A 24,318-nucleotide genomic window follows, 5' to 3' on the forward strand; every position below is an offset into this window, starting at 1 on the left:
TGCCGACAGCATGTTGGTACGATGCTGACATGCAGTCGATAAAATCCTGCCCCCGGTGGTGGGCATGTTCCTAGCGGTACGCGAACTCCGGTTCGCCAAGGCTCGGTTCGGCCTGATGGGAGCGGTCGTCGCGCTCATCGCGGTGTTGGTGGTGCTGCTGTCGGGGCTCTCCTCGGGCCTGGTGAACGACGGCGTGTCGGGGCTCCAGCGCATCCCGGCGACCTCCTTCGCCTTCGCCGACGGCGTCCAGCACGACTCGGCGTTCTCCCGCAGCGTCATCGACATCTCCGCGGTCGACTCGTGGAAAGCGCAGCCCCGGGTCACCGACGCGGCGCCCTTCGGCAACGCGCTGATCAACGCCCGCAGCGGTTCGGGCGTGGAGATCGACCTCGCGTTGTTCGGCGTGCCCGCCGACTCCTTCCTGTCCCCACCGGTGGCCGAGGGCGCACGGCTGGGCGCCGCGAACGGCATCGTGGTGAGCCAAACCGCGATCGAGGCCGGGCTGCGGGTGGGCGACACGGTGACCGTCGACCGGATCGGCACCCGGCTCACCGTGCTGGGCGCCATGGCCGACCAGCACACGTTCGGTCACGTCGACGTGGCCTACCTGCCACTGCGGGCCTGGCAGGAGATCAAGGCCGGCGTCCGCCCCGGCGAACCCGTGCCGGGCGGCACCTACCAGGAGATCACCGCCGTGGCGGTGCGGGCCGCCGACGGCGCCGAGATCGACCTGGCGGCCGGTGACCGGGCCGCCGGCACCGAGAGCCTCACCCGCAAGGAGTCCTACGGCGCCTCGCCCGGCTACACCGCCGAGACCTCGACCCTGCAACTGATCGAGTGGTTCCTCTACGCCATCTCCGCGCTCGTGGTCGGCGCCTTCTTCACTGTCTGGACCATCCAACGCCGCGCGGAGATCGCCGTGCTGCGGGCCATGGGCGCACCGACGGGATACCTGCTGCGCGACGGGCTGGCCCAGGCCCTCGCGTTGCTGCTGCTCGCCGTCGGCGCGGGCGTCGCGGTCGGCACAGCGGCCGGCAGCCTGGTCGGCAGCGGTATCCCGTTCGCGCTCAGCGCGCCGGCGATCGCGGTGGCCGCCCTCCTCCTGCTCGTCCTCGGCCTGGCCGGAGCCGCCGTGGCCATCGTCCGGATCGCCACGGTGGATCCGCTGACCGCCCTGGGAGCGAACCGATGACCGACACCGGCCTGGTCATGCGCGGCGTGAGCCTGCGCTTCGGCGACGGCGACGACACCGTGCCGGCCCTCGACGGGGTCGACCTCACCGTCGCCCCCGGGCAGTTCGTCGCGGTGGTCGGCCCCTCGGGGGCGGGCAAGTCCAGCCTGCTCGCGGTGGCCGGCGGGCTGACCATCCCGACGTCGGGTTCGGTCACCCTCGCCGGACGGGACATGACCGTGCCGAGCGCACAGGCACGGGCGACCCTGCGCCGGGAGTTCGTCGGCTTCGTGTTCCAGTCCGGCAATCTCCTTCCCGCGCTGACCGCCGTGGACCAGATCCGGCTGCCCGCCCGGTTCGGCGGTCACGGCTCCCGGGCCCGCGAGGCGGTGCACCTGCTCGGCGAGGTCGGGATGGCCCACAAGGCGAACCGCCGTCCGCACCAGCTGTCGGGTGGCGAACGGCAGCGCGTCGGCATCGCCCGGGCCCTGGTAAACCGGCCGCGACTACTCTTGGTGGACGAGCCGACCGCCGCCCTCGACCGCGCCCGCAGTCACGAGGTGGTGGAGTTGCTCGCCCGCGAGACCAAGGAGAACGATGTAGCCACCGTCATGGTCACCCACGACCACGACGTGCTGCGCCACTGCACAACGGTCTACGAGATGATCGACGGGCGACTGATGCCCGTGCCGTGACGAGAAGGAGTCCTGTGCCGAAGATCCAGGCGCCCACGGTGGCCGAGCACCGGGCCCGCCAGCGACGGGCGATCCTGGCGGCGGCCCGCGAGATCCTCGCGGAGAGCGGGGCGCAGGCGCCGAGCCTGGCCGAGGTGGGCAAACGGACAGGCTTGGCGCGCCCCAGCGTCTACCAGTACTTCAAGTCGCGGGAGGACCTGCTCAACGCCGTCATCGCCGACATGTTCCCCGAGTGGTCGGCGTACGTCACGGAGCAGATGGACCGGGCCACCGATCCGGGCGGACGGGTACTGGCCTACGTCGAGGCCAACCTGCACCTCGTCGCCCAAGGCGAGCACGCGGTCATGCGCGGCCTCGCCAGCAGCGCGTCGGGCACCGTCCTCGCCGAGGAGAGCCGGATCCTGCACGACCAGCTGCGTACGCCGCTGGTGGCGGCCCTGGCCGAGCACGGTGCCAGCGACCCGGCCGCCGCGGCGGAACTGGTCCAGGCTGTCGTCTACGCGTCCTCACAGATGATCGAGAACGGCACCCCGGAAGCCGCCGTGCTCGCCCTCACCCGGGAACTCCTCTGCCCCTACCTGCAACAACAACGCTGAGCAGCGCCGCGTCGGGCAGGTCACCGGTGGCCGGCGGCGGCCCGGCGCACCAGCCGGCGCGCCTCGGCCTGGTCGACGCCCGTGGCCCGGAGCAGGTCGTTGGCAATGGTCCGCAACTGCGAGACGACGATGGCGCCGGAGAACCCCATGTCCTGCCGGCACGCCTCCCCGGCCTCCCACACCGCCTCCAGCACCCGCTCCCGCGCCGCCACGGGCGTCCGGGCGGCCAGGAACTCGCGGTGCAGCAGGCGGACGGCCTCGCCGTACCGGTCGACGGCGGCGGGCAGGCCGGGCGGCACCGGCTCGTCGTCGCGCAGCGCGGTGCCGATCCGGCGGACCAGGGTGCGGCTGTTGCGGAACGCCCGCTCCATGTGTTCGACGCCGTGCTGGTAGGCCGCCAGCACCCGGCGGCGCCGCCAGCGCAGCGGCGAGAGCCGGGCCACCTCCTCGGCGGCGTCGACGACCTCGCTGAGCCGGTCCAGTTCCGGCTCGGCGGCGCGCATCCGGTCGAGCACCTCCTGCGCCGCCTGGGTGTCGCGCCGGGTCAGGGCGTCCGCCGAGGCGGTCATCTCCCGGGCGAAGACGTCCAGCGCGGGGTCGGCGACCCGGCGCACGGTCCGTAACGGGTTGAGCGGGACGACGAGGAGCACGACCAGCAGGCCCACCGCTCCCCCGATCAGCGCGTTGAGGGTGCGGGGCAGTTCCAGGTGCGGGTTGGTCGGAGTGAGGGTGGCGACCAGGACGCCCGTACCACCGGCCTGGGTCACCAGGGCGCCGGTGCCACGGATCAGCACCGCCGCGGCGATCGCCAGGAAGACGATGACACCCGTCTGCCACGGGCCGGTGCCCAGCACGCCGATCAGGATGTCGCCCGCGGCGATGCCGAGCACCACCCCGCCGATCAGCTCGACGGTGCGGCGGGCCCGGTTGCCGAGGGACGCGGCGATCACACCGACCGCGGCGGCCGGGGCGAAGGTCGGGTCCTGACTGCCCAGGATCTCGCGGGCCGCCACCCACGACAGGGCCGCGGCGAGGCCCGCCTGCACCGCCACGATGAAGTACGTCTGCAACCGCCGGTAGCTGTTCCGCCCGGTCTCGCGCAGCCGGCAGCCCAGCCCCGACGCCGACGCCGTCTGCTCCCCCGCCTGCCCCATGGGCGCGGATACCCGGGCGCCAGGGCCGCGAACGTCAGCCGGGGTAGGCCATGGCGCCCGTCAGCGCGACGACGCCGGGCAGCCGGGTGTCCTGGCGCAGGAACTGCACCACCACCGGCACCGGTGAGCGCAGCACGCAGCCGTAGGGACGGTCCAGGCGGACCGCCTCCGGGTCGATCAGGTCGTTGACCCGGACGTGCCGGATCCGCCGGGCCCCGACCAGGATCCGGTACGGCCCGACCGGCTCGGCGTCCTCGTAGTAGAAGTCCAGGCTCAGCTCGGCCTCCTGGTCCGTGGCGTTGAGCACGCAGAGTTGGTCGAAGCTGCCGAACTCCGGTTCCCGGCCGTGGCCGGGGAACGGCACCCGCCCGCCCGGGACGACCCACGTCCGCGCGCCGATCTGCGCCATCACGCCTCCTCCAGCAGCCGGGCCAGGTCCCGGCTGAGGAACACCCCGTCCGGGTCCAGTCGGCGACGTACCGCCTGGAAGTCGTCCCAGCGGGGATAGAGGGGACGCAGGTCACGGGCGGTCAGCCAGTGCTTCTTGCCCCAGTGCGGCCGGCCGCCGTAGTGCCGGAAGACCGCCTCCATGTCCCGGAAGTACTCCTCGTACGGCAGGGACGTGTTCTGCAGGCAGGCGATCGTCACGGTCGGCCGGCCGTAGGCGTTGCTGAGCCAGATGTCGTCCGCGGCGATGCTGCGCACCAGCACCCGCCACCCGACGACCCGGCGGTGCCGTTGCCTGATCCGCCGCCGCACCTCCGCGAAGCAGGCGGCGAACGCCTCTGCCGGCAGCATGTACTCGATCTCCTCGAAGCGCAGCTCCCGATGGCGGGGGATGGTGCGGTGGGTCGGGCCCACGCGGACCTCGCCGGGCTCTCCCGGGAAGGCCTCGCCCGGCACCAGCCGCGGCTGCCACACCCGCTCGTCGGGTGCCCGGTCGACCCGGTTCATGACCCGGATCTGCGTCTGGTCGCTGCGGGGGTACCAGTAGAAGTCCATGTTCCGGTTGGTGTGCTGCAACTCGGCCAGGTGGTCGAGGGTCCAGTCGACGTGCGCGCACCACGAGCGACGGCGCAGCTCGTAGCGGGGCTGCACGTCCAGGGTCACCCGGGTGACCACGCCGAGCGCGCCGAGGGACAGCCGGGCCGCCGGCAGCAGGTCCGAGTTGTGCTCCGCGCTGACGTCCACCGTCTCGCCGGTGCCGGTGACCAGCCGTACGCCGGTCACCTGGGTGGAGAGGTTGCCGAAGCCGAGGCCGGTGCCGTGGGTGCCGGTGGCTGTCGCACCCGCGATCGACTGGTAGTCCACGTCCCCGAGGTTGTCCATCGCCAGCCCCGCGTCGTACAGGCCCTCGCCGAGCGCCTTGAGCTTGGTGCCGGCCCAGGCGGTGGCGAGTTCTCCGTCGTCGGCGATCACCCCGGCGAGCCGGTCGAGGCTCAGCAGGATCCCGTCGGTGCGCACCAGCGGGCTGGACGAGTGCCCGGAGCCGACCGGCCGTACCGTCGTCCCGGCCTCGCGGGCCCGCCGCACCAGCGCGCGCACCTCGTCCTCGTCCGCGGGTTCGGCGTACTCGCCCGGGGTGAAGGAGAGGCTGCCGGACCAGTTCACGAACCCTCGTCCCACGTCGCCTCCTTCCGCCGGCCGGCTTACCCGCCGACGGGTGGGGTAGTCACCGGCAGCGGAGGGCACGGTCGACAACAGGCAGGATGGGAGCGTGGCTGACCAGCGCGACACCTGCGGGCCGGACCCCGCTCTGTATCCAGACATCGTGCAGGCAGGCAGCCTGCGCGCTGTCCTGCAAGCGCAGTTCGACGCGGCCGGTCTCGCCGTGCGGGCGCAACACTTGTCCTCGCCGGGCTGGCGCCACACCGCAGCGGAGGTCAGAAGCGCCGAACGCAACGCCGACGTCGTCATGGGCCTCCGCGAACGGGCCTTCTGCCTGCAGTTCTGGACACGGGGTGTGGTCATGGCGCGTGGGACCACCGACGAGCTGTCCGCCGTGACCGGTTCGATGCACGGCTGGCAGTCCGGCATGCGGGTTGGCGAACTGACCTCGGCATGGCCGTTCCTCAGCGCCAACGGCTTCGCGGAGGCATTCGAACGCGGCGACGCCGAAGCCATCGACCATCGATGGCGGCGCTACCACGACAACAGCCCGCCCGCGTCGCACCTGACCCGCCTGCATCCGTTCATAGCGCTGGCGTTCCACCAACCCCGCCTGCGGGCGCTGTTGCCGTACACCAGCCACTGGACACTGCGTTTCAGCAGAACCGTCGGCCACCCGTACAGCAGAGAACTCCCATCGGTCCATCCGCTGGCTGACGGCCGGTACCGGGTCATCACAACGGACGGCCACGAACTCGGCACCGCCGACGCAGCCGGTTGCGTGGCGCTGGTCCTGACCGCGCTGGGCGAGGAACGCAGCCGATAAGCGCCCGCACGGCGTCGCCGTCGCGACGCCGTGCGGCACCGTCCGAGGTCAGCCGGTGAGCAGCAGGCGCAGGCCGGCGAGCGTGGCCAGGTGCGGATCGGCGGGCATCGTGACGACCCGACCGGTCAGCGCCGCCAGTCGGGCCCCGAGTTCGGGGTGCACCGCCCCGCCGCCGGTGATCAGCAGCCGGCGGCGCCCCGGCCACACCGGCCGCGCGCCCAGGCGTCGTACGGCGGCGGCGATCAGCGGCACCTGGTCGAGGGCGTTGGGCACGTCGACACGCTCGGCCGCCTCGACCGCGCGGTCGGCGATGTGGGCGATCTCGGTGCGGCCCTGTCCGATGTCGACGGCGACCACGTCGTCGCCGTCGAGGTCGGTTCCGCAGGCCAGGGCGGCGGCCAGCGGCTCCTCCACGGTGGCGACGCGCCCGCCGAACGCGTGGCGGACCACCGCGACGAGGAGGTCCTTCTGCCGCAACGTGGCGGTGGCCGGCACGCCGACCACGACCGGGGAGACGTCGTCGCCCGGCCGTCCGCTCGCCGCGGCCACCACCCGCAGCAGGTGTACGCAGGCGAAGAAGTCGGTCACCACGCCGTGCCGTACCGGCCACGCCAGTTTCACGTCACCGGTGTCGCGCAGCGCGATGGCGGCCCGCCCGACGGCCCGGGCGCCGGCCGAGTTCCACGCCACGACGGCGGGCTCGGCGACGACCGCGCCGGACGTCGGCGTCCACATCCGTACCGTCGAGGTGCCGAGGTCCAGGGCGACGGGATGGCGCAGGCCGAGGCGGGCGTACGCGCCGGGGGCCAGCACGGTCACCACCCCCGTCGCGGGGTGGCCGCGCCGGCGTACGCCACGGCGCGGGGTCCGTCGCCGACGGACCGGGGCAGGATGGACCGATCGTGGTGCGGGGTAGGCATGGCGCTCCAAGCCACGGGCCCGCGTCGTGGGACGCGGGAAGGCGGACGGGCTTCAGACGGCGAACGTCAGCCCGGGCGGAGCGCGGTCGGCCGACCACGCCGGCACGCAGCCGGGAACGGCCCGTCGCGTGCACCGGAACACGATGCAGAGCCCGACGGCCCGGGCCGCGGAGAGCACCATGACCAGCACGGTCAGCATCAGCAGCGCCGGCAGCGAGATCCGCCTGCCGGCGCGGCGGAGGCCGGGCCGATCCTGCATGCCGACACCATAGCCGGGCGGTCCGCCGCTCGGCCACGCCGTCGCCGGCCGCGGGCGGGACGACGGCGGGCGGGGGACGACGACGGGGCGGGCCTGTCGTCCCGGCGCACCGGGCCGGTCGGCCCTGCCGATGGTGTCGGCGTCGGGCCGACGATGAAGCCGGACATCGTCGTGATCCTGGAGATGATCAGCATGTGCAACTACTGCGGCTGCCGGGACTTCCCGCTGATCGGCCGCCTCTCCGCCGAGCACGAGGCGATCGCCAACGCCGCCGGCCGGCTCCGCGACGCGGTACGGGCCGGGGACGCGGACGCACTGCCGGCCCTCGACGACCTGCTGGCCCTGCTGATGCCGCACACCGCCACCGAGGAGGAGGGGCTCTTCGTCGAACTGCGGGCGGAGGGCAGCCTGGCCGACGCGGTGGAGAAGCTCTGCGCCGAGCACGAGGACATCCACGGTGTGCTCGGCGCCGTCGACCGCGCCGCGCCCGACTGGCCGGCGGTGCTGGCCGCCCTGGACCGGCTGCACCGGCACATCGACAACGAGGAACACGGGCTCTTCCCGGCAGCGGTGATCGCGTTGCCCATCCCGGCCTGGGACCGGATCACCCCGACGGCCGACGCCGCGCGGTAGGTCGCGCCGGAGGCCGGCACCGTCGCGGCGGGGACGCCGGCCGGTCCGCCGGGAGGGAACCGGCACCGACCCACGGCCGGAACGCCTGATGATCTCGGGACCTTCGGCCCGGTTGCCCGGGCTGCGGGCGGGCAACGATGGCCCCGGGCCCCCGCCTCCGGTTGCGCTACGACGCATTCGCCGCAAATGCGGGGCTCACGGTGATCTACCGGAGGGATGGGCTTTATGTCACGAGCTACCGAGGGAGCCGGGCGGGCGCTGCTTGCGGTGGGCGGCCTGGTGCGCAGGGCCGAGGTGTCCGCCGACGGCCGGACACTGCACCAGATCGGCGGCCGGGAGGCGGACGCCTTCTACCGGGACCGCTGGTCGTACGACAAGGTGGTGCGCTCCACGCACGGGGTCAACTGCACCGGCTCGTGCTCCTGGAAGGTGTACGTCAAGGACGGCATCATCACCTGGGAGCAGCAGCAGACCGACTATCCGAGCGTCGGGCCGGACCGGCCGGAGTACGAGCCGCGCGGCTGCCCCCGGGGCGCCGCGTTCTCCTGGTACACCTACTCCCCCACCCGGGTGCGGTACCCGTACGCCCGGGGTGTGCTCGTCGAGATGTACCGGGAGGCCAAGGGCCGCCTCGGCGACCCGGTGGCCGCCTGGGCGGACATCCAGGCCGACCCGGAGCGCCGCCGCCGCTACCAGAAGGCACGCGGCAAGGGCGGCCTGGTGCGGATCGGCTGGGACGAGGCGCAGGAGATGATTGCCGCCGCCCACGTGCACACGATCGCCGAGTACGGCCCGGACCGGGTCGCCGGCTTCTCCCCGATCCCGGCGATGTCGATGGTGTCGCACGCCGTCGGGGCGCGCTTCGTGTCGCTGCTCGGCGGGTCGATGCTCTCCTTCTACGACTGGTACGCGGACCTGCCGGTGGCCTCCCCGCAGGTGTTCGGCGACCAGACCGACGTGCCCGAGTCCGGCGACTGGTGGGACGCCTCCTACTTCGTCATGTGGGGCTCGAACGTCCCGGTGACCCGCACCCCGGACGCGCACTGGATGGCCGAGGCGCGCTACCGGGGCCAGAAGGTCGTGGTGGTCAGCCCCGACTTCGCCGACAACGTCAAGTTCGCCGACGAGTGGATGCCCGCCCAGCCGGGCACCGACGGCGCGCTGGCGATGGCGATGGGGCACGTCGTCCTCAAGGAGTTCTTCGTCGACCGGCGCACCCCGCGCTTCGTCGACTACGTGCGCCGCTTCACCGACCTGCCGTACCTGGTGACGCTGGAGGCGGGCGCCGACGGCGCGTACCGGCCGGGCAAGTTCCTCACCGCCGAGGACCTGGGTGAGACGGGGAAGGAGGCGGCCTTCAAGACGGTGCTCTGGGACTCGGTGGCCGACGCCCCCGCCGTGCCGCCCGGCAGCCTCGGGCACCGCTGGGGCGAGCAGGACGGGCAGTGGAACCTCGACCTGGGCGCGGTGGAGCCCGCGTTGACCTGCCTCGGCGCCGGCGACGCGGTCGAGGTGGAACTGCCCCGCTTCGACACCGACACCCCGCAGGTGCTGCGCCGTGGCGTGCCGATCCGGAGGATTCGGCGCACGGCTGCGAGCGAAGAGACGATCGTGACCAGCGTGTTCGACCTGCTGCTGGCCCAGTACGGGGTGGCCCGCGACGGGCTGCCCGGGCAGTGGCCGGCGGGCTACGACGACGCCGCGACGCCGTACACGCCGGCGTGGCAGGAGCCGGTCACCGGCGTGCCGGCGGCGCAGGTGGCCCGGGTGGCGCGGGAGTTCGCCGACAACGCGGAACGCTCCGGCGGCCGGTCGATGATCCTGCTGGGCGCGGGCACGAACCACTGGTTCCACTCCGACGCCACCTACCGGGCGATCCTGGCGCTGGTGACCCTCACCGGCTGCCAGGGCGTCAACGGCGGCGGCTGGGCGCACTACGTCGGGCAGGAGAAGTGCCGCCCGGCGACCGGCTGGGCGCAGCTGGCGTTCGGCCTGGACTGGGTCCGCCCGCCACGGCAGATGATCGGCACCGCCTTCTGGTACGTGCACACCGACCAGTGGCGCTACGACACGTACTCCGCCGACGTGGTGTCCTCCCCCACCGGGACGGGCGCCTTCGCCGGCAAGCACACGATGGACCTGCTGGCCCAGTCGGCGCGCTCGGGCTGGATGCCGTCGATGCCGACGTTCGACCGCAGCCCGCTCGCCCTGGCCGACGAGGCGCTGGCCGCCCGCCCCGACGACCCGGCCGGCTGGGTCGCCGAGCAGCTAGGCGCGGGACGGGTGCGCTTCGCCTGCACCGACCCGGACGCACCGCAGAACTGGCCGCGGGTGCTGACAGTGTGGCGGGCCAACCTGCTCGGCTCGTCGGCGAAGGGCAACGAGTACTTCCTGCGGCACCTGCTCGGCACCGACGCCAACCTGCGCGCCGACGAGGCGCCGCCGGAGCTGCGGCCGGCGGACGTGACCTGGCGCAGGGAGGCGCCGGAGGGCAAGCTCGACCTGCTGCTGTCGCTGGACTTCCGGATGACCTCCACGACGCTCTTCTCCGACATCGTGCTGCCGGCCGCCACCTGGTACGAGAAGCACGACCTGAGCAGCACCGACATGCACCCCTTCGTGCACGCGTTCACCCCGGCGATCAACCCGCCGTGGCAGACCCGCACCGACTTCGACGCCTTCCACGGCATCGCCCGGGCGTTCTCGAAGCTGGCGTCGACCCACCTCGGCGTACGCCGGGATCTCGTCGCGGCGCCGCTGCTGCACGACACCCCGGACGCGATGGCGACCCCGCACGGCCGGGTGCGCGACTGGGCGGCCGAGGGCGAGACGCCGGTGCCCGGCCGGACCATGCCGAAGCTGCTGGTGGTCGAACGCGACTACGGCGCGGTCGCCGACAAGCTGGCCGCGCTCGGCCCACTGATGGACACCCTCGGCACGTCCGGCAAGGGGGTGGCGGTCGACGTCCGGCCGGAGGTGGCGTACCTGCGCCGCAAGAACGGCGAGGTGCGCGGCGGCGCGGCCGACGGGCGGCCGTCGCTGGCGACGGACGTGCACGCCTGCGAGGCGATCCTCGCCCTCTCCGGCACCACCAACGGCCGGGTCGCCACCGCCGGCTTCCGGGACGTGGAGAAGCGCACCGGCGTACGCCTGGCGGACCTGGCCGCCGAGCACGAGGGCAAGCAGATCACCTTCGCCGACACCCAGGCCCGCCCGGTGCCGGTCATCACCAGCCCGGAGTGGTCGGGCAGCGAGCACGGCGGCCGGCGCTACTCGCCGTTCACCATCAACACCGAGCGGCTCAAGCCCTGGCACACGCTCACCGGGCGGCAGCACTTCTTCCTCGACCACGACTGGATGCACGAGGCGGGCGAGGCGCTGCCGATCTTCCGCCCACCGCTGGACATGCACCGGCTCTTCGGCGAGCCGAGGCTGGGCCGAAACGGGGAGTTGGAGATCACCGTCCGGTACCTGACGCCGCACTCGAAGTGGTCGATCCACTCCGAGTACCAGGACAACCTGCTGATGCTGACGCTGTCGCGGGGCGGGCCGACGATGTGGATGAGCGAGGCCGACGCCGCGAAGATCGGCGTACGGGACAACGAGTGGATCGAGGCGGTCAACCGCAACGGCGTGGTGGTCTGCCGGGCCGTGGTCAGCCACAAGATGCCCGAGGGGACGGTCTACATGTACCACGCCCAGGAACGGGTGATCGACGTGCCGAAGGCCGAGGTCAACGGCCGGCGCGGCGGCATCCACAACTCGCTGACCCGGTTGCTGGTCAAGCCCACCCACCTCATCGGCGGGTACGCCCAGTTGTCGTTCGCGTTCAACTACCTCGGCCCCACCGGCAACCAGCGCGACGAGGTCACCGTGGTCCGCCGCCGCTCGCAGGAGGTGCAGTACTGATGCGCGTGATGGCCCAGATGGCGATGGTGATGAACCTCGACAAGTGCATCGGCTGCCACACCTGCTCGGTGACCTGCAAGCAGGCGTGGACCAACCGGTCCGGGGTGGAGTACGTCTGGTTCAACAACGTGGAGACCCGGCCCGGCCAGGGCTATCCGCGCACGTACGAGGACCAGCGGCGGTGGCAGGGCGGCTGGGTCCGCACCCGCTCGGGGAAGCTGAAGCCCCGTTCCGGCGGCCGGGTCAAGCGGCTGTTCGGCATCTTCGCCAACCCGAAGCTGCCGTCCATGCAGGACTACTACGAGCCGTGGACGTACGACTACGAGCACCTGCTCACCGCGCCGGCCGGCGAGGACACGCCCGTCGCCCGGCCGAAGTCCCTGCTCTCCGGCCAGGACACGAAGATCACGTGGAGCGCCAACTGGGACGACTCGCTCGCCGGCGGCAACGAGATCGCGGCCGGCGACCCGGTGCTGGCGAAGATCTCCGACCAGGTGCGGCAGGAGTTCGAGAAGACCTTCATGTTCTTCCTGCCCCGCATCTGCGAGCACTGCCTCAACCCGTCCTGCGCGGCGTCCTGCCCCTCGGGGGCGATCTACAAGCGGGCCGAGGACGGCATCGTGCTGGTCGACCAGGACCGCTGCCGGGGGTGGCGGATGTGCGTGACCGGCTGCCCGTACAAGAAGGTCTACTTCAACCACCGCACCGGCAAGGCCGAGAAGTGCACGTTCTGCTTCCCGCGCATCGAGATCGGCCAGCCGACCATCTGCTCCGAGACCTGCGTCGGCCGGCTGCGTTACCTGGGGCTGATGCTCTACGACGTCGACCGGGTCGCCGAGGCCGCGGCCGTCAGGGACGAGGACGACCTGTACGCCGCCCAGCGCTCGGTCTTCCTCGACCCGCACGACCCGGCCGTGGTCGAGGCCGCCCGGGCGGCGGGCATCCCCGACGACTGGATCGAGGCCGCCCAGCGGTCCCCGATCTGGGACCTGATCATGAAGTACGAGGTGGCGCTGCCGCTGCACCCGGAGTACCGGACCATGCCGATGGTCTGGTACATCCCGCCGCTGTCGCCGGTGGTGGACGTGCTGCGCGACACCGGCCACGACGGCGAGGAGGCCGGCAACCTCTTCGGCGCGATCGACGCCTTGCGCATTCCCGTCGAATACCTCGCCGAACTCTTCAGCGCCGGCGACCCCGCCCCGGTGCGCGGCGTGCTCAACCGGCTCGCGGCGATGCGGTCGTACCAGCGCCGGATCAACCTCGGCCAGGCCCCCGACGAGTCGATCGCCGCCGCGGTCGGCATGACCGGCGACCAGATGGACGAGATGTACCGGCTGCTGGCCATCGCCAAGTACGAGCAGCGTTACGTCATCCCGGCGGCGCACGCCGAGGACGCGCACCGGCTGGAGAAGATCGCCACCGAGTGCAGCCTCGACTACGAGGGCGGCCCGGGCATGGGCGGCGGCGGCCCGTACGGCCAGGGGCCGTTCGGGGAGTCGTCCGGCACGCCGGTGCCGGTGCAGGTGGAGACGTTCCACATGCTGCGCGACCGGCAGACCGCCGACGGCTTCACCGATCCCGGCGACGAGCCGCGCCGGGTGAACCTGCTCAACTGGGACGGCAAGGGCACCCCGAGAGGGCTCTTCCCGCCCCGCCGCGACGACGTTGGACAGGACGGGGAAGGACGATGAACGAGCCCACCTGGCGGGCGGTGGCGGCCCGGGCCGCCTCGCTGCTGCTGCGCTACCCCGACGGGGAGGTCATGGCGGCGCTGCCCGTGCTGCGCGCCGCCCTCGACGGGTTGCCGGCGGCGGTCGCCGGGCCGCTGGGCGAGGTGGTCGCATACCGCGAGGGCACCGAGCCCGGCCGGCTCCGGTCGGCGTACGTGGAGCTGTTCGACTTCCGCCGCCGCTGCTGCCTGCACCTGACGTACTACACGTGCGGGGACACCCGGAAGCGGGGCGAGGCGCTCGTCGGCTTCACCGCCGCGTACAAGGGCGCCGGCCTGGAGGTGGTCGACGGCGAGCTGCCCGACTTCCTGCCCGCAGTGCTCGACCTGGCCGCCGCGCACGACGGCGGGTGGCGGCTGCTGCGGGACAACCGGATCGGCCTCGACCTGCTGGTGGAGGCGCTGGCCCGGGACGGGTCGGTCTACCGGCAGGCGGTGGCCGCCGTCCGGGAGATGCTGCCGCCCGCCGCGCCGGCGGACCTGGCCGCGGTCGCCCGGCTGGCCCGCACCGGCCCCCCGGTGGAGCAGGTCGGCCTGGAGCCGTTCGGAGTCGTCGACACCACCGTCGGAGGAACGTACCGATGAACACGCTGCTGTGGGTCGTGTACCCGTACCTGTCCCTGGTGATCCTGGTCGGTGGGCTGATCTGGCGCCACCGCTACGACAAGTTCGGCTGGACCACCCGCTCGTCCCAGCTCTACGAGAGCGCCATCCTGCGGTGGGGCAGCCCGCTGTTCCACTTCGGGGTGCTGATGGTCCTGATCGGACACGTCGGCGGCCTGCTGATCCCCGAGTCGTGGACCGAGGCGGTCGGCATCACCGAGCACGGGTACCACCTGATGGCCGTGTTCATCGGCACGGTGGCCGGCTTCTGCACCCTGATCGGGCTGGGCATCCTGATCGCCCGGCGGCGGCTCACCGGCCCGGTCTTCGCCGCCACCACCCGCAACGACAAGGCGATGTACGTGGTGCTCGCCGGTGTGATCGTGCTCGGCCTGTGGTCCACCCTGCGGGCGAACGTGTCGGGGCCCGGCTACAACTACCGCGAGACGATCTCCCCGTGGTTCCGGTCGCTGTTCTACCTCAGCCCGGATCCGGAGATCATGGCCGGCGTGCCGGTGGCCTTCCAGATCCACATCCTGGCGGCGTTCGCCCTCTTCGCGTTCTGGCCGTTCACCCGGCTCGTGCACGCGTTCAGCGCGCCGGTGGGCTACGCCACCCGCCCGTACGTGGGGTACCGGAGCCGGGACGACCGGCCCGGGCTGCGGCCGGGGCGCCCCGGCTGGGAGGGCCCGCCGACGCTGCCCACCCCGGGCGGGCGCCGCGGCCGCTCGGGCCGATGAACGCTCCGACCCAGCAGGACGATTCGACGGAGGGCAGCGATGAGCACCGCCCGTGACGGACAGCCGACCGACACCGCCCCGGCCCCGGGCACGGCCGCGCCGGGGGCGCCGACGCCGGGCAGGTCCGGCGCCACGACGCAACTCGTCCTGGCCACCCTCGGGTTCCTGGTCAACTTCTGGGGCTGGGCGCTGCTGGGCCCGCTCGGCCCGGGCATCAAGGAACGCCTCGACCTCAGCTTCGCCGCGCAGTCGCTGCTGGTGGCCGTACCGGTGGTGGTCGGGTCGCTGGGCCGCATCCCGGTCGGCGCCCTCACCGACCGGTACGGCGCCCGGGTGGTCTTCCCGCTGGTCACGCTCGCCACGATCGTGCCGGTGCTGACCCTGAGCGTGGTCTCCTCCTACCCGGCCCTGATCGTGACGGGCTTCTTCCTCGGCATCGGCGGCACCGCCTTCGCCGTCGGCGTGCCGCTGGTCTCCGGCTGGTACCCGGCCGCGCGGCGCGGCTTCGCGATCGGCGTGTTCGGCGTCGGCATGGGCGGCACCGCGATCGCGAACTTCACCACCGTCCGGCTCGCCGACGCCTACGGCGACCGGGCGCCGTTCCTGCTGGTGGCCGCGATCCTCGCCGGTTACGCGGTGCTGTCGTTCCTGCTGCTGCGCGACGCGCCGGACCGCGCCCGGCCAACCGGGTCGGCCTGGCGGCGCCTCGCGACGGTCGGCCGGCTGACCGTGACCTGGCAGCTGTGTTTCCTGTACGCGGTCGGCTTCGGCGGGTTCGTGGCCTTCAGCGTGTACCTGCCCGCCTACCTGGGCACCGCCTACGGCCTGGACGCCGCGGACGGCGCGTTGCGTACCGCAGGGTTCGTGGTCCTCGCCGTCCTCGCCCGCCCGGTGGGCGGCTGGCTGTCCGACCGGCTGCACCCGGTGCCGGTGCTGGTGTGGTGCTTCGGCGGGGTGGCCGCCTTCGCGGTGGTGCAGGCCTTCGAGCCCGCCCTGATGCCCGTGGCAACCGTCGCGCTGCTCGGCATGGCGGTGCTGCTCGGCGCGTCCAGCGGCGCCGTGTTCGCCCTGGTCGGCAGGGTCGCCCCCGCCGACCAGGTGGGCGCGGTCACCGGGCTGGTCGGTGCCGCCGGCGGGCTCGGCGGGTTCGTCCCGCCGCTGGTGATGGGCTGGGTGTACGGCGCGCAGGGTTCGTACGCCATCGGCCTCATGCTGCTCTCGGACGTCGCGCTCGCCGCGGCGGTGTTCACGGCGGTGAAGATGGGCGGCCTGGCCCGGCGCGACACCTGACTCCCGGACAACGGCCGCCCCCCGGTCGTCGTCGCCACGGAACCCGGCCCGGCCGCCCACGGCCGGGCCGGTCTTTGTCATGGTGACAACCGGACGACGCACGACGATGTTACGGAACCATCCCGGAAAATCCGACCGGGAATCGGCCATTCCCCGACGCCGATCTCCACATCGGCGGAATGCACATCCTTTGGCGATCACCTGGACCTGCCTGTATACCAACCACAGGCCTCCAAGAGCGTTCGATGACTCTCGTTAGTTTTCCGGAAATTGTTGCTCGCCTACGATGGCCGCTGCCATACTCTCCATCCACCAGGCTCGATGGTCGTGAGGCGCAAGCTCCCTCCGGCGCAGCCAGCCGAGCGGCCCCGATCCGGCACACCCCACCACCCACCGGTCCGCGCCCCGAGGGCGCGGACCGGCCCCCGGAAGGAGCAAGGATGATCGAGAGGTGTCACCCGGCCGCCCGGCCGAGATCACACACCCGCACCCGCGCCGTTCTCGCCGTCGCGGCCGCGGGACTGCTCGCCGCCACCGGCGCCACGGTCCTGCCCGGCGCGGCGAGCGCCGGGACCACGCTGGGCGCGTCCGCCGCCGAGAAGGGACGCTACTTCGGCACCGCCGTGGCCGCCAACAAGCTCAGCGACAGCGCCTACGTCACGATCCTGAACCGCGAGTTCAACTCCGTGACACCCGAGAACGAGATGAAGATCGACGCCACCGAACCGCAGCAGGGGCAGTTCACCTTCGGCAACGCCGACCGGATCGTCAGCCACGCGCGCAGTCGGGGCATGAGCGTGCGGGGACACACCCTGGCCTGGCACTCCCAGCAGCCCGGCTGGATGCAGAACATGAGCGGCAGCGCGCTGCGCCAGGCCATGCTCAACCACGTCACCCAGGTGGCCACCCACTTCCGGGGCCAGGTCGTGGCGTGGGACGTGGTGAACGAGGCGTTCGCCGACGGCGGCAGCGGGGCCCGGCGCGACTCCAACCTCCAGCGCACCGGCAACGACTGGATCGAGGCAGCGTTCCGGGCCGCCCGGGCCGCCGACCCCGGCGCCAAGCTCTGCTACAACGACTACAACACCGACGACTGGAGCCACGCCAAGACCCAGGCCGTGTACGCCATGGTCCGCGACTTCAAGCAGCGGGGCGTGCCGATCGACTGCGTGGGCCTGCAGTCGCACTTCAACAGCGGCTCGCCCTACCCGGGCAACTACCGCACGACGCTGTCGAGCTTCGCGGCCCTCGGCGTCGACGTCCAGATCACCGAGCTGGACATCGCCGGAGCCTCGGCCACCACGTACCGCAACGTGGTCAACGACTGCCTCGCCGTCGCCCGGTGCACCGGGATCACCGTCTGGGGCATCCGGGACAGCGACTCGTGGCGGGCCTCGGACACCCCGCTGCTGTTCGACAACGGCGGTAACAAGAAGCCCGCGTACGACGCGGTCCTCGCCGCCCTCAACGGCGGCGCGACGCCCCCGCCGACCACCGGCTCGCCGACGACCGGTCCGACGACGCCACCGCCGGGCGGCGGCTGCACCGCCACCCTGCACGACGGCACGCGGTGGGGCGACCGGTTCAACAGCGAGGTGACGGTCAGCGGCGCCAGCAACTGGACGGTGGTCGTCGCGGTGACTCCCCCGCAGAAGGTCTCCGCCACCTGGAACGGCACCCCGAGCTGGGACAGTAGCGGCAACGTCATGACCATGAGGTCGAACGGCAGCGGCAACGTCTTCGGGTTCACCACGATGGCCAACGGCAACTGGACCCGACCGCAGGTGCGCTCCTGCACCGCGTCCTGACGACGGCCACCCGCGCGACCCCGGGGCGGCGACTGCCGCCGCCCCGGGGTCACCGGCGGACCGCCCGTCCGGGCGGAGCCCCGCCCGGCAGCGCTGGCGCAGGCGCTAGATACCTGACTAAAGTCAGGCATCGTGGAGACAGAACTAATCGCCGCCGTACGACGCTTCAGCCGGACGGTCACCCAACGGGTGGGGGCGCTCGACGACGAGTACATGGCCCGCGCCCGCCCGCTCGCGCAGGCCCGCCTGCTCTGGGAGATCGGCCCCGGCGGCGCCGAGGTCGCGGCGCTGCGGGCCCGCCTCGGGCTGGACTCGGGGCACCTCAGCCGGCTCCTGCGCGCCCTGGAGGGCGACGGACTCGTCACCGTCGGCCCGTCCGATCAGGTCGCCGGCGACGGGCGGGTGCGGGTCGCGACGCTCACCGACGCCGGCCGCGCGGAGTGGGCCGAACTCGACGAGCGCTCCGACGGGCTCGCCCGGTCGATCCTCGCGCCCCTGACCGGGCCGCACCGCGAGCGGCTCGTCACGGCGATGGCCGAGGTCGAACGGCTCCTCGTCGCGTCGATGGTGGTCATCGGGCCGTGCCCGCCGGGCGATCCACGGGCCCGCGCCTGCGTGCGCGCCTACGCCCGCGAGGTCGCGCGACGGTTCGACGAGGGGTTCGACCCCGCCCGGAGCAACCCGGTGCACGACGACGAACTCGTTCCCCCTGCCGGAGTGTTCCTGCTCGCGACCCTCAACGCCGAACCGGTCGGCTGCGGCGCGGTCAAGCTCCACCGCGACGCACCCGCCGAGATCAAGCGGGTCTGGGTGTCGGACACCGTACGCGGCCTCGGGATCGGGCGGCGGATGCTGAACGAGTTGGAACGGTACGCCGCCGAACGGGGCTGGACCGCCGTCCGGCTGGACACCAACCGCAACCTCACCGAGGCGATCGCGATGTACCACTCGGCGGGCTACCGGCAGATCGAGGCGTACAACGCCGAGCCCTACGCGCACCACTGGTTCGAGAAGCGACTGACGGCGTGACGGACGGGAGCCTCGCCCCCGAACCGCCACGCCGTCGACGACGCTCAGGCCCGGACGCCTAGTACTTCATGACGCAGTAGACGACCGTCGGATCCGTGAACCGGTACCAGCGGTTCCACTTGTAGTCCCGCGTGCAACGGTTCCCGTTGGAGGCGCCGGGGACGATGTCGATGATGTGGACGGTGCCCTTCGCCTTGCACTTCGGCGCGCCGACGATCCAGCCACGGCCCGTCGGGAACTTGTAGCAGCGGAAACGGACCAGGTGGCGCTCCAGGCACATCCGGTAGCCGTCTTCGGTGATGTACGCGGAGTCAGGGTCGGCGCAGTCGCCCTGGGAACGGTCGATCGAGACCACCCGGTAGGTGCCACGGGTGCCGTTGCAGTTGCCGATGCCCTGGAACTGGCCCGTCGTGCTCACGGCGATGCACTGGCCGATCTTCGCCGGCGGCGGGGGCGGCGGCGCCTCGGTCGTGGGGGCGGCCGTGGGGAACGTGTACGTCGGCTCCACGCTTGGAGAGGGGTCGTCCGTCTCCACGGGCCGGGGCGAGGGGAAGCCCACGGGGCGCTCCGGCGAGCCGCCCCTGTTGAAGAAGGCCACGCCGCCGACCACGGCTCCGCAGACTCCCAGCAGACACAGCGCCAGCACCCCGGCGACCACACCGATGATGAGAGGCGTGTTGCGCTTCGGCGGTGCCGGCGGTGGCGGCGGCATCATCGGCGGTGATGACGAGGGCGTCATGTCGGGATCCGGTGGGATCGGACCCGGCTGGCCGGGCATGTTCGGCGGCGGAGGGTACGTCACACACAGAGTGTCACATGGATCGGCTCGAACCCGTCCCGAGAGGGTCCCGTATGGACGGTGGCTGCCAGGCACTGCCGTCGTCACCTTCGTCAGTACGTCGGTAACCTGCACCGATGCGCCTGCTTGTTGTCGGGCCGCCCGGCTCGGACCGGGAGGCCATCGCCGACGCCATCGCCCTGCGACTCGACGTTCCCCGCATCAGCATGTCCGACGTCTTCCAGTCGGAGGTTCGGGCCGTTACACCGGCTGCGGTTCAGGCTCAGCACTACATGAACTCGGGTGACCTCGTGCCGGTGCAGGTGATCCTGTCGATGATCCGCAACCGCCTCGGGCAGCCCGACACCGCCACCGGCTTCGTCCTGGGGAACACTCCCAACCAGGTCCTCACCGCGGAGGCACTCGATGCCACGCTGTCCGACCTCGGCACACCTGTCGATCGCGTGATCGAACTCGTCCTGCCCGACGCCGAGGTCCTGCGCCGGCTGACCGGTCGCCGCACGTGCCGCGTCTGCGGTCGGATCTGGCACGTCGAGTTCGCGGCGCCGGCCCGCCCTGGTACCTGCGACCGCTGCGGAGGCGACTTGTTCCAGCGCTACGACGACAGCCCCGAACGCGTGACCGCGGGGCTGGAGTCCTACCGGCCTGCCGTAGCACCCGTCCTCCACCACTACCGCTCGCTGGGCAAGCTGGTGTCCGTCGACGCGACCCTCGCGCCGTCAGAGATCGTCAGGCAGGCGACGTCCTGATCTGATACTCCTGCGGAGTGCGGCCGTGCGGAGGATCGCCGGGTGGCCCGCAACCTTCGGCGGGTCGGTGGACGGGAATGGGCACGGCCCTAGAATCGGGCCATGGGAAGGACAGACCGCGCCAGCCAGGTGATCGCGGCACCACCGGCGACCGTCTACGGCGCCCTGCTGGACCGGGAGTCGCTTGAGGCGTGGCTGCCGCCGGACGGCATGCGCGGGCGGGTCGAGCGGTGGGACCCTCGGCCCGGCGGCGGGTTCCGGATGGTCCTCACCTACCTCGACTCCACCGACAGTCCCGGCAAGACGTCAGACGCGACGGACGTCGTCGACGTGGAGTTCGCCGCCCTGGTGCCACCGGAGCGCGTGGTGCAGCGGGCCGTGTTCGAGGCTGACGACCCTTCGTACGTGGGCACCATGACGATGACCTGGCAGCTCGCCGCCGCCGGTGCGGGGACCGAGGTGACCGTCACCGCCACGGACGTGCCACCGGGCATCGACCAGGCGGACCACGAGGCCGGGCTCGCCTCCTCGCTGGCCAACCTGGCGTCGTACGTCGAAGCTGACCGCGGATAGCGTGCCGAGGTCTGTCGCACTGCTGGCGGTCACCCTGGCCGACGCAGGAAGGAGTCAGCCTGCGCCGGCTGCCGCCTCGGCCTCGATCCGCCGTTGCTCGGCCAGATACTCGGCCAGATACGGGTCGGCTTGGATTTCCTCGCCGCGCAGGTATCGCCCGACCGCCCGCCGGGCGGCCCGAGCCTCGAGGTACTCCTGAGCGTCGACCCGGCCCCTGCCGTACCGCCGCAGCAGTGCGATGACCTCTTCCGGACGAGCCGTGAGGTTGTCGAGAGAAATCAGGGTGTACGTACGCCGCCCGTCTCGCTTGCTGGCCAGCCGTCCCCTGAGTCTGACGCCGGGAACCAGGCGGACGTCGATGTTCGGGGCGTCCCACGCATCCCCGACCTTCACCACCGCCAGCAACTCGACCGATTCCCAGGGCAAGCGTGTCGTGAACCCACGCAAGCGAAGAGTCAACCCCTCGTCGTCGACCTCGACGAGGAAGGGCCAGACAAGGTCGACAAGCACGATTGAAGAAACGAGGACCATAAGTACGCTGAAACATTCAATGAGCAGCACCTTGTGGTAATAGAGGTGGTCTGGATTGGCCTTCACCGCCTGCGCAGCTCCCCAGCCGAGCACTCCGAACAATCCACCGTAGAGGCCGTAGCGCCTCACCTTGGCGGTGTTCCGGTATAGCTGCTCGCGTCGCTTCACTCGCCCATGGTGCAGTCCGCCGGCAAGGCCACCTCGCTCGTTGGATCGCGAGACTCCGCAGCAGCGTTCCTAGAGGTCGCGTCGGATCTCCCGAATCGCTCGCTGAATCCGGTGGTTCTCGTCGGATGCTTCCAGCCGCGCGAGCTCGCGCTGGAACTCCGGCGCGGTTGGCTCGATGACGCCCAGGAGTTCCAACGCACCGACCCGGGCACCGGAGTGTGCTGAGCCAAGCCAGGGGTAGTAGGCCGCCCGGCCGCTGTGGACGACGGCTCGGGTCCGTCCGACGAACTCGGACACCCGCGTGTCCCCGGGGCGCAGGGGCTCGGGGTGGAACGGCCCGTCCTCGCCGACACAGCTCAGCAGGAGGCTGAGCGCCTCGGCAGCCACCTCTGGCCGTCGAGAGCGGCACAACTCGATCAGGAACGGGGCGGCCGGTTCGGCGGTGCGGAGGTACAGACCGGAATGGCCGTGGATCAGGGTGCCCCTCAGCCTTTCGCCCCACTCACGTGCCGCCTGGCCTTCCGCCGCGGCCAGGCCACGGATCAGAGTAGGGATCTCACCCGCGTCGCGTTCGGCGTCTTTGGGATTGCGCGGTCGAAACTTCGCCCAGTCGACCGAGTCCAGCGCCGCGAAGGGTCCGGGGGAACCATGCGGCGAAGCGACCACCATCGAATCAGAGTACCGGGATTCGCGGTCCAGTCCGGGCGCGAGGATCACGCCGGCCGTACGGTCCAGTCAGGCATCAGTTGCGCTGCCAACTGCTCCCAGGCCGACCTTCCGCCGGGTAGCGGCCAGGCACGGGTGCGCCCCTCACTTCGCGCCACCTCGTCCAGCCGACCGGCGAACTGGCGGTTGACGTTGGCGATGCGCGCCTGTGCCAGCCCGTCACCGCGGTCGGCGGCGATGCGCAGATGCCGCAGGCGCTCCTCGTACTCGCGGACGTGGTGCCCGTCGACCTGCGCGGCCCACGTGGGATCCCCGGCGGGGGCGAGGACAACCACCTGCGGGAGGGTCCGCTCGGCCAACGCCGCGGCGATCCTGTCGTGCCCGTCGAGCACGAGCAACGTGTTCAGCCCGCTGACCCACCACAGCAGCACCGGCGGCATGATGCCTTCGCGGACCTGACGGCGGTAGGACCGCACCCGCGCGGCGGTGTCCGGTGACAGCCGACGCAGCGGCAGGATGTCGCGCTGGTCCTCGTCCGGGTCGCCGTAGCCGAACCACGTGATGTGGCCCCGGTCCCGATCGGCTGTGCCGAGGCGCCGCCAGTGCGCGGCGACGCTCCAACTGGGCATGCCCCAGGCCAGGGTCCAGCGCCCGGCATGCAGCGGGCCGTCGTCGGCAGCATGCAGAAGGTCGGCGAACCGGTGCGTCCAGCGTGCCGCCCACGCATCCTCGTCGACGCTTGTCTCCCGCACCCTTCGGGCGTGGCCGGCGCCGACCGGCGGCAACGGGGAGCGGTACCGCCCGGTGCGGGCGTAGTGCACTCCCCGGTGCGTGAGTCGCTGCACGCCGAACAGCACGACCTGGTCGGCCTGGCGCAGGAGGAGTCGCCGCCCGCCCGTCACCTCCACGCGCAGCCCGGGACGCCTCGGCCCGTTCACCTGGCTGAGCAGGCCCGTCCAGCGGCCGCCCACCGAAGCGGGCAACGGTGCGCGCGTCACGGCGTCGGGCCCAGGGTGGCGGCGAACGCGGCATGGGTCGGCGCGGCGGGCTGGCGGTCCAGAACGGCGAACACCACCCTCTCGAACCACGGGCTCTGGCGCAGTGCGGTGGCGAACGCGGCGGCGACGACGGCGGGATCGTTGCCGAACACCCCGCAGCCCCAGGCGCCGAGCACCATCCGGCGGTGGCCGTGGCTGGCCGCGATCCGGAGGACCCGCGCCGCCCGGCGGGCCAGCACCGCCGGCAGGTCGGGCAGGTGCCGGGGTTGGCTGTGCGCGATCGCCGCACGGTTGGGCGCGGCGGCGGTCAGGAACGACACCGGGTACGCCGCCGGCAGCAGGACCCCCTTGTCGTCGCGGAACACCGGCACCGCCGGCGAGTAGATCACCCGGTCGCTGTAGACCAGCTCGGGCTGGCTGCGGTGGTGGGCGTAGAAGTCGCTGGCGACGCGCAGGCAGGGGTACAGCGCCGAGCTGCGGGCGACGCTCTCCTCCTGGGCCTGGGCGCCGTTGAGGAAGCCGCCGCCGGGATTGCGCGCCGAGGCGAAGACCAGACAGGCGAGGTCACCGCCGAGCCGGCGGGTCGCCGCCAGTGTCGACTCGTTGGTCACCTCGATGTCGGGTGCGGCGTCGACCGGCGAGGGCACCGGCACGGCGTCCTCGGGCAGGTACAGCCGGGTTCCGGCCACCGCCCGCGCGACCTGCGCGCCGATGGCCACCTCGCCGTCAGCCGTACGGTAGGTGCCGCGCTCGGCGATGGCCACCGTGTCCTGGGCCAGCGCCCGCAGTCGACTGCTCACGACCGGCATCATCGCCGGTCGGACCGGCGGCCCGCGACCGGTATTGCCGTGCGGTCGCCGC

At 72.3% G+C, this 24,318-nt stretch carries 24 protein-coding genes; 14 read left to right on the forward strand and 10 right to left on the reverse strand.

The genetic code is table 11. The annotated features are described in order from the left end of the window. Nucleotides 1–64: 64 nt before the first annotated feature. The 3 genes from ABZ809_RS20975 to ABZ809_RS20985 are packed head-to-tail and all read left to right on the forward strand — an operon-like array spanning nucleotide 65 to nucleotide 2,462. Nucleotides 65–1,192 carry an FtsX-like permease family protein gene (locus ABZ809_RS20975; RefSeq protein ID WP_357564284.1) on the forward strand — a complete coding sequence of 376 codons (1,128 nt, stop codon included), beginning with the start codon at nucleotides 65–67 and terminating at the stop codon, nucleotides 1,190–1,192. Next, nucleotides 1,189–1,866 carry an ABC transporter ATP-binding protein gene (locus ABZ809_RS20980; protein WP_357564239.1) on the forward strand — a complete coding sequence of 226 codons (678 nt, stop codon included), beginning with the start codon at nucleotides 1,189–1,191 and terminating at the stop codon, nucleotides 1,864–1,866. The genes ABZ809_RS20975 and ABZ809_RS20980 overlap by 4 nt, the downstream gene beginning before the upstream one ends. 14 nt (nucleotides 1,867–1,880) lie before the next feature. Further along, the gene (locus tag ABZ809_RS20985) at nucleotides 1,881–2,462 is read left to right on the forward strand and encodes a TetR/AcrR family transcriptional regulator (RefSeq protein WP_357564240.1); all 582 of its coding nucleotides are present in this window, start codon (nucleotides 1,881–1,883) and stop codon (nucleotides 2,460–2,462) included. A 20-nt stretch (nucleotides 2,463–2,482) separates the two neighbouring features. Here ABZ809_RS20985 and ABZ809_RS20990 read toward each other — a convergent pair whose 3' ends face one another. The 3 genes from ABZ809_RS20990 to ABZ809_RS21000 are packed head-to-tail and all read right to left on the reverse strand — an operon-like array spanning nucleotide 2,483 to nucleotide 5,242. Next, entirely contained in the window at nucleotides 2,483–3,616 is a 1,134-nt protein-coding gene (locus tag ABZ809_RS20990) for an FUSC family protein (protein WP_357564241.1), read from the reverse strand. A 34-nt stretch (nucleotides 3,617–3,650) separates the two neighbouring features. Further along, complete coding sequence (locus ABZ809_RS20995; protein ID WP_357564242.1) at nucleotides 3,651–4,025, reverse strand: sensory rhodopsin transducer; 375 nt, start codon at nucleotides 4,023–4,025, stop codon at nucleotides 3,651–3,653. Then, nucleotides 4,025–5,242 carry a D-arabinono-1,4-lactone oxidase gene (locus ABZ809_RS21000; protein ID WP_357564243.1) on the reverse strand — a complete coding sequence of 406 codons (1,218 nt, stop codon included), beginning with the start codon at nucleotides 5,240–5,242 and terminating at the stop codon, nucleotides 4,025–4,027. Before ABZ809_RS21000 ends, ABZ809_RS20995 begins: the two co-directional genes overlap by 1 nt. Nucleotides 5,243–5,333: 91 nt before the next feature. Between ABZ809_RS21000 and ABZ809_RS21005 the strand changes: the two genes are divergently transcribed. Next, the gene (locus ABZ809_RS21005) at nucleotides 5,334–6,050 is read left to right on the forward strand and encodes a DUF6193 family natural product biosynthesis protein (protein WP_357564244.1); all 717 of its coding nucleotides are present in this window, start codon (nucleotides 5,334–5,336) and stop codon (nucleotides 6,048–6,050) included. A 48-nt stretch (nucleotides 6,051–6,098) separates the two neighbouring features. On the opposite strand, the gene ABZ809_RS21010 is transcribed toward ABZ809_RS21005, so the two are convergent. Then, nucleotides 6,099–6,863 carry a rod shape-determining protein gene (locus ABZ809_RS21010; protein WP_357564245.1) on the reverse strand — a complete coding sequence of 255 codons (765 nt, stop codon included), beginning with the start codon at nucleotides 6,861–6,863 and terminating at the stop codon, nucleotides 6,099–6,101. Between the two features lie 159 nt (nucleotides 6,864–7,022). After that, nucleotides 7,023–7,229, reverse strand: a complete 207-nt coding sequence (locus tag ABZ809_RS21015; RefSeq protein WP_357564246.1) for a hypothetical protein — start codon at nucleotides 7,227–7,229, stop codon at nucleotides 7,023–7,025. A 192-nt stretch (nucleotides 7,230–7,421) separates the two neighbouring features. Between ABZ809_RS21015 and ABZ809_RS21020 the strand changes: the two genes are divergently transcribed. The 8 genes from ABZ809_RS21020 (at nucleotide 7,422) to ABZ809_RS21055 (ending at nucleotide 18,973) form a co-directional block, all read left to right on the forward strand. Next, nucleotides 7,422–7,862 (forward strand): hemerythrin domain-containing protein, encoded by a 441-nt coding sequence (locus ABZ809_RS21020; RefSeq protein WP_357564285.1) that lies wholly within the window; start codon nucleotides 7,422–7,424, stop codon nucleotides 7,860–7,862. 225 nt (nucleotides 7,863–8,087) lie between these two features. Continuing rightward, nucleotides 8,088–11,771 (forward strand): nitrate reductase subunit alpha, encoded by a 3,684-nt coding sequence (locus ABZ809_RS21025; protein ID WP_357564247.1) that lies wholly within the window; start codon nucleotides 8,088–8,090, stop codon nucleotides 11,769–11,771. Then, the gene (gene narH / locus ABZ809_RS21030; protein WP_357564248.1) at nucleotides 11,771–13,465 is read left to right on the forward strand and encodes a nitrate reductase subunit beta; all 1,695 of its coding nucleotides are present in this window, start codon (nucleotides 11,771–11,773) and stop codon (nucleotides 13,463–13,465) included. Before ABZ809_RS21025 ends, narH begins: the two co-directional genes overlap by 1 nt. Then, nucleotides 13,462–14,088 (forward strand): nitrate reductase molybdenum cofactor assembly chaperone, encoded by a 627-nt coding sequence (gene narJ, locus ABZ809_RS21035; protein WP_357564249.1) that lies wholly within the window; start codon nucleotides 13,462–13,464, stop codon nucleotides 14,086–14,088. Before narH ends, narJ begins: the two co-directional genes overlap by 4 nt. After that, nucleotides 14,085–14,846, forward strand: a complete 762-nt coding sequence (gene narI / locus ABZ809_RS21040; RefSeq protein ID WP_357564250.1) for a respiratory nitrate reductase subunit gamma — start codon at nucleotides 14,085–14,087, stop codon at nucleotides 14,844–14,846. The genes narJ and narI overlap by 4 nt, the downstream gene beginning before the upstream one ends. 39 nt (nucleotides 14,847–14,885) lie before the next feature. Next, nucleotides 14,886–16,136 (forward strand): MFS transporter, encoded by a 1,251-nt coding sequence (locus ABZ809_RS21045; RefSeq protein WP_357564251.1) that lies wholly within the window; start codon nucleotides 14,886–14,888, stop codon nucleotides 16,134–16,136. A gap of 440 nt (nucleotides 16,137–16,576) precedes the next feature. After that, nucleotides 16,577–17,944, forward strand: coding sequence for an endo-1,4-beta-xylanase (locus tag ABZ809_RS21050; protein WP_357564252.1), 1,368 nt, complete (start codon nucleotides 16,577–16,579; stop codon nucleotides 17,942–17,944). 132 nt (nucleotides 17,945–18,076) lie between these two features. Further along, on the forward strand, nucleotides 18,077–18,973 hold the full coding sequence (locus ABZ809_RS21055; protein WP_357564253.1) for a bifunctional helix-turn-helix transcriptional regulator/GNAT family N-acetyltransferase: 897 nt from the start codon (nucleotides 18,077–18,079) through the stop codon (nucleotides 18,971–18,973). Nucleotides 18,974–19,031: 58 nt separating this feature from the next. On the opposite strand, the gene ABZ809_RS21060 is transcribed toward ABZ809_RS21055, so the two are convergent. Next, entirely contained in the window at nucleotides 19,032–19,712 is a 681-nt protein-coding gene (locus tag ABZ809_RS21060; protein WP_357564254.1) for a hypothetical protein, read from the reverse strand. 176 nt (nucleotides 19,713–19,888) lie between these two features. Here ABZ809_RS21060 and ABZ809_RS21065 point away from each other — a divergent pair, with 176 nt between their 5' ends. Together ABZ809_RS21065 and ABZ809_RS21070 are read left to right on the forward strand one after the other, a co-directional pair. Then, a complete protein-coding gene (locus ABZ809_RS21065; protein WP_357564255.1) occupies nucleotides 19,889–20,521 on the forward strand; it encodes a nucleoside monophosphate kinase in 633 nt (210 codons plus the stop codon). Between the two features lie 102 nt (nucleotides 20,522–20,623). Beyond that, the gene (locus ABZ809_RS21070) at nucleotides 20,624–21,094 is read left to right on the forward strand and encodes an SRPBCC family protein (protein ID WP_357564256.1); all 471 of its coding nucleotides are present in this window, start codon (nucleotides 20,624–20,626) and stop codon (nucleotides 21,092–21,094) included. Nucleotides 21,095–21,148: 54 nt separating this feature from the next. Here ABZ809_RS21070 and ABZ809_RS21075 read toward each other — a convergent pair whose 3' ends face one another. From ABZ809_RS21075 to ABZ809_RS21090, 4 genes are all read right to left on the reverse strand, one after another. After that, nucleotides 21,149–21,793: a hypothetical protein gene (locus ABZ809_RS21075; RefSeq protein ID WP_357564257.1), complete on the reverse strand. Its 645-nt coding sequence runs from the start codon at nucleotides 21,791–21,793 to the stop codon at nucleotides 21,149–21,151. A 69-nt stretch (nucleotides 21,794–21,862) separates the two neighbouring features. Then, nucleotides 21,863–22,462: a hypothetical protein gene (locus ABZ809_RS21080; protein WP_357564258.1), complete on the reverse strand. Its 600-nt coding sequence runs from the start codon at nucleotides 22,460–22,462 to the stop codon at nucleotides 21,863–21,865. Between the two features lie 44 nt (nucleotides 22,463–22,506). Continuing rightward, nucleotides 22,507–23,457 (reverse strand): hypothetical protein, encoded by a 951-nt coding sequence (locus ABZ809_RS21085; protein WP_357564259.1) that lies wholly within the window; start codon nucleotides 23,455–23,457, stop codon nucleotides 22,507–22,509. Further along, complete coding sequence (locus ABZ809_RS21090) at nucleotides 23,454–24,257, reverse strand: TIGR02452 family protein (protein WP_357564260.1); 804 nt, start codon at nucleotides 24,255–24,257, stop codon at nucleotides 23,454–23,456. Before ABZ809_RS21090 ends, ABZ809_RS21085 begins: the two co-directional genes overlap by 4 nt. Nucleotides 24,258–24,318: the final 61 nt, after the last annotated feature.

Source organism: Micromonospora sp. NPDC047074 (genome assembly GCF_040643815.1).
In the GTDB taxonomy this organism is placed as follows: domain Bacteria; phylum Actinomycetota; class Actinomycetes; order Mycobacteriales; family Micromonosporaceae; genus Micromonospora.

Excerpts from the sequence above, each read along its gene's own strand:
- ABZ809_RS21015 (WP_357564246.1), bottom strand. The coding sequence starts at position 7,229 with ATGCAGGATCGGCCCGGCCTCCGCCGCGCCGGCAGGCGGATCTCGCTG.
- ABZ809_RS21045 (WP_357564251.1), top strand. The coding sequence starts at position 14,886 with ATGAGCACCGCCCGTGACGGACAGCCGACCGACACCGCCCCGGCCCCG.
- narJ (WP_357564249.1), top strand. The coding sequence starts at position 13,462 with ATGAACGAGCCCACCTGGCGGGCGGTGGCGGCCCGGGCCGCCTCGCTG.
- ABZ809_RS21050 (WP_357564252.1), top strand. The coding sequence starts at position 16,577 with ATGATCGAGAGGTGTCACCCGGCCGCCCGGCCGAGATCACACACCCGC.
- ABZ809_RS21080 (WP_357564258.1), bottom strand. The coding sequence starts at position 22,462 with ATGGTGGTCGCTTCGCCGCATGGTTCCCCCGGACCCTTCGCGGCGCTG.
- ABZ809_RS21065 (WP_357564255.1), top strand. The coding sequence starts at position 19,889 with ATGCGCCTGCTTGTTGTCGGGCCGCCCGGCTCGGACCGGGAGGCCATC.
- ABZ809_RS20990 (WP_357564241.1), bottom strand. The coding sequence starts at position 3,616 with ATGGGGCAGGCGGGGGAGCAGACGGCGTCGGCGTCGGGGCTGGGCTGC.
- ABZ809_RS21020 (WP_357564285.1), top strand. The coding sequence starts at position 7,422 with ATGTGCAACTACTGCGGCTGCCGGGACTTCCCGCTGATCGGCCGCCTC.
- narI (WP_357564250.1), top strand. The coding sequence starts at position 14,085 with ATGAACACGCTGCTGTGGGTCGTGTACCCGTACCTGTCCCTGGTGATC.
- ABZ809_RS20995 (WP_357564242.1), bottom strand. The coding sequence starts at position 4,025 with ATGGCGCAGATCGGCGCGCGGACGTGGGTCGTCCCGGGCGGGCGGGTG.
- ABZ809_RS20975 (WP_357564284.1), top strand. The coding sequence starts at position 65 with ATGTTCCTAGCGGTACGCGAACTCCGGTTCGCCAAGGCTCGGTTCGGC.
- narH (WP_357564248.1), top strand. The coding sequence starts at position 11,771 with ATGCGCGTGATGGCCCAGATGGCGATGGTGATGAACCTCGACAAGTGC.
- ABZ809_RS21060 (WP_357564254.1), bottom strand. The coding sequence starts at position 19,712 with ATGACGCCCTCGTCATCACCGCCGATGATGCCGCCGCCACCGCCGGCA.
- ABZ809_RS21025 (WP_357564247.1), top strand. The coding sequence starts at position 8,088 with ATGTCACGAGCTACCGAGGGAGCCGGGCGGGCGCTGCTTGCGGTGGGC.
- ABZ809_RS20980 (WP_357564239.1), top strand. The coding sequence starts at position 1,189 with ATGACCGACACCGGCCTGGTCATGCGCGGCGTGAGCCTGCGCTTCGGC.
- ABZ809_RS21070 (WP_357564256.1), top strand. The coding sequence starts at position 20,624 with ATGGGAAGGACAGACCGCGCCAGCCAGGTGATCGCGGCACCACCGGCG.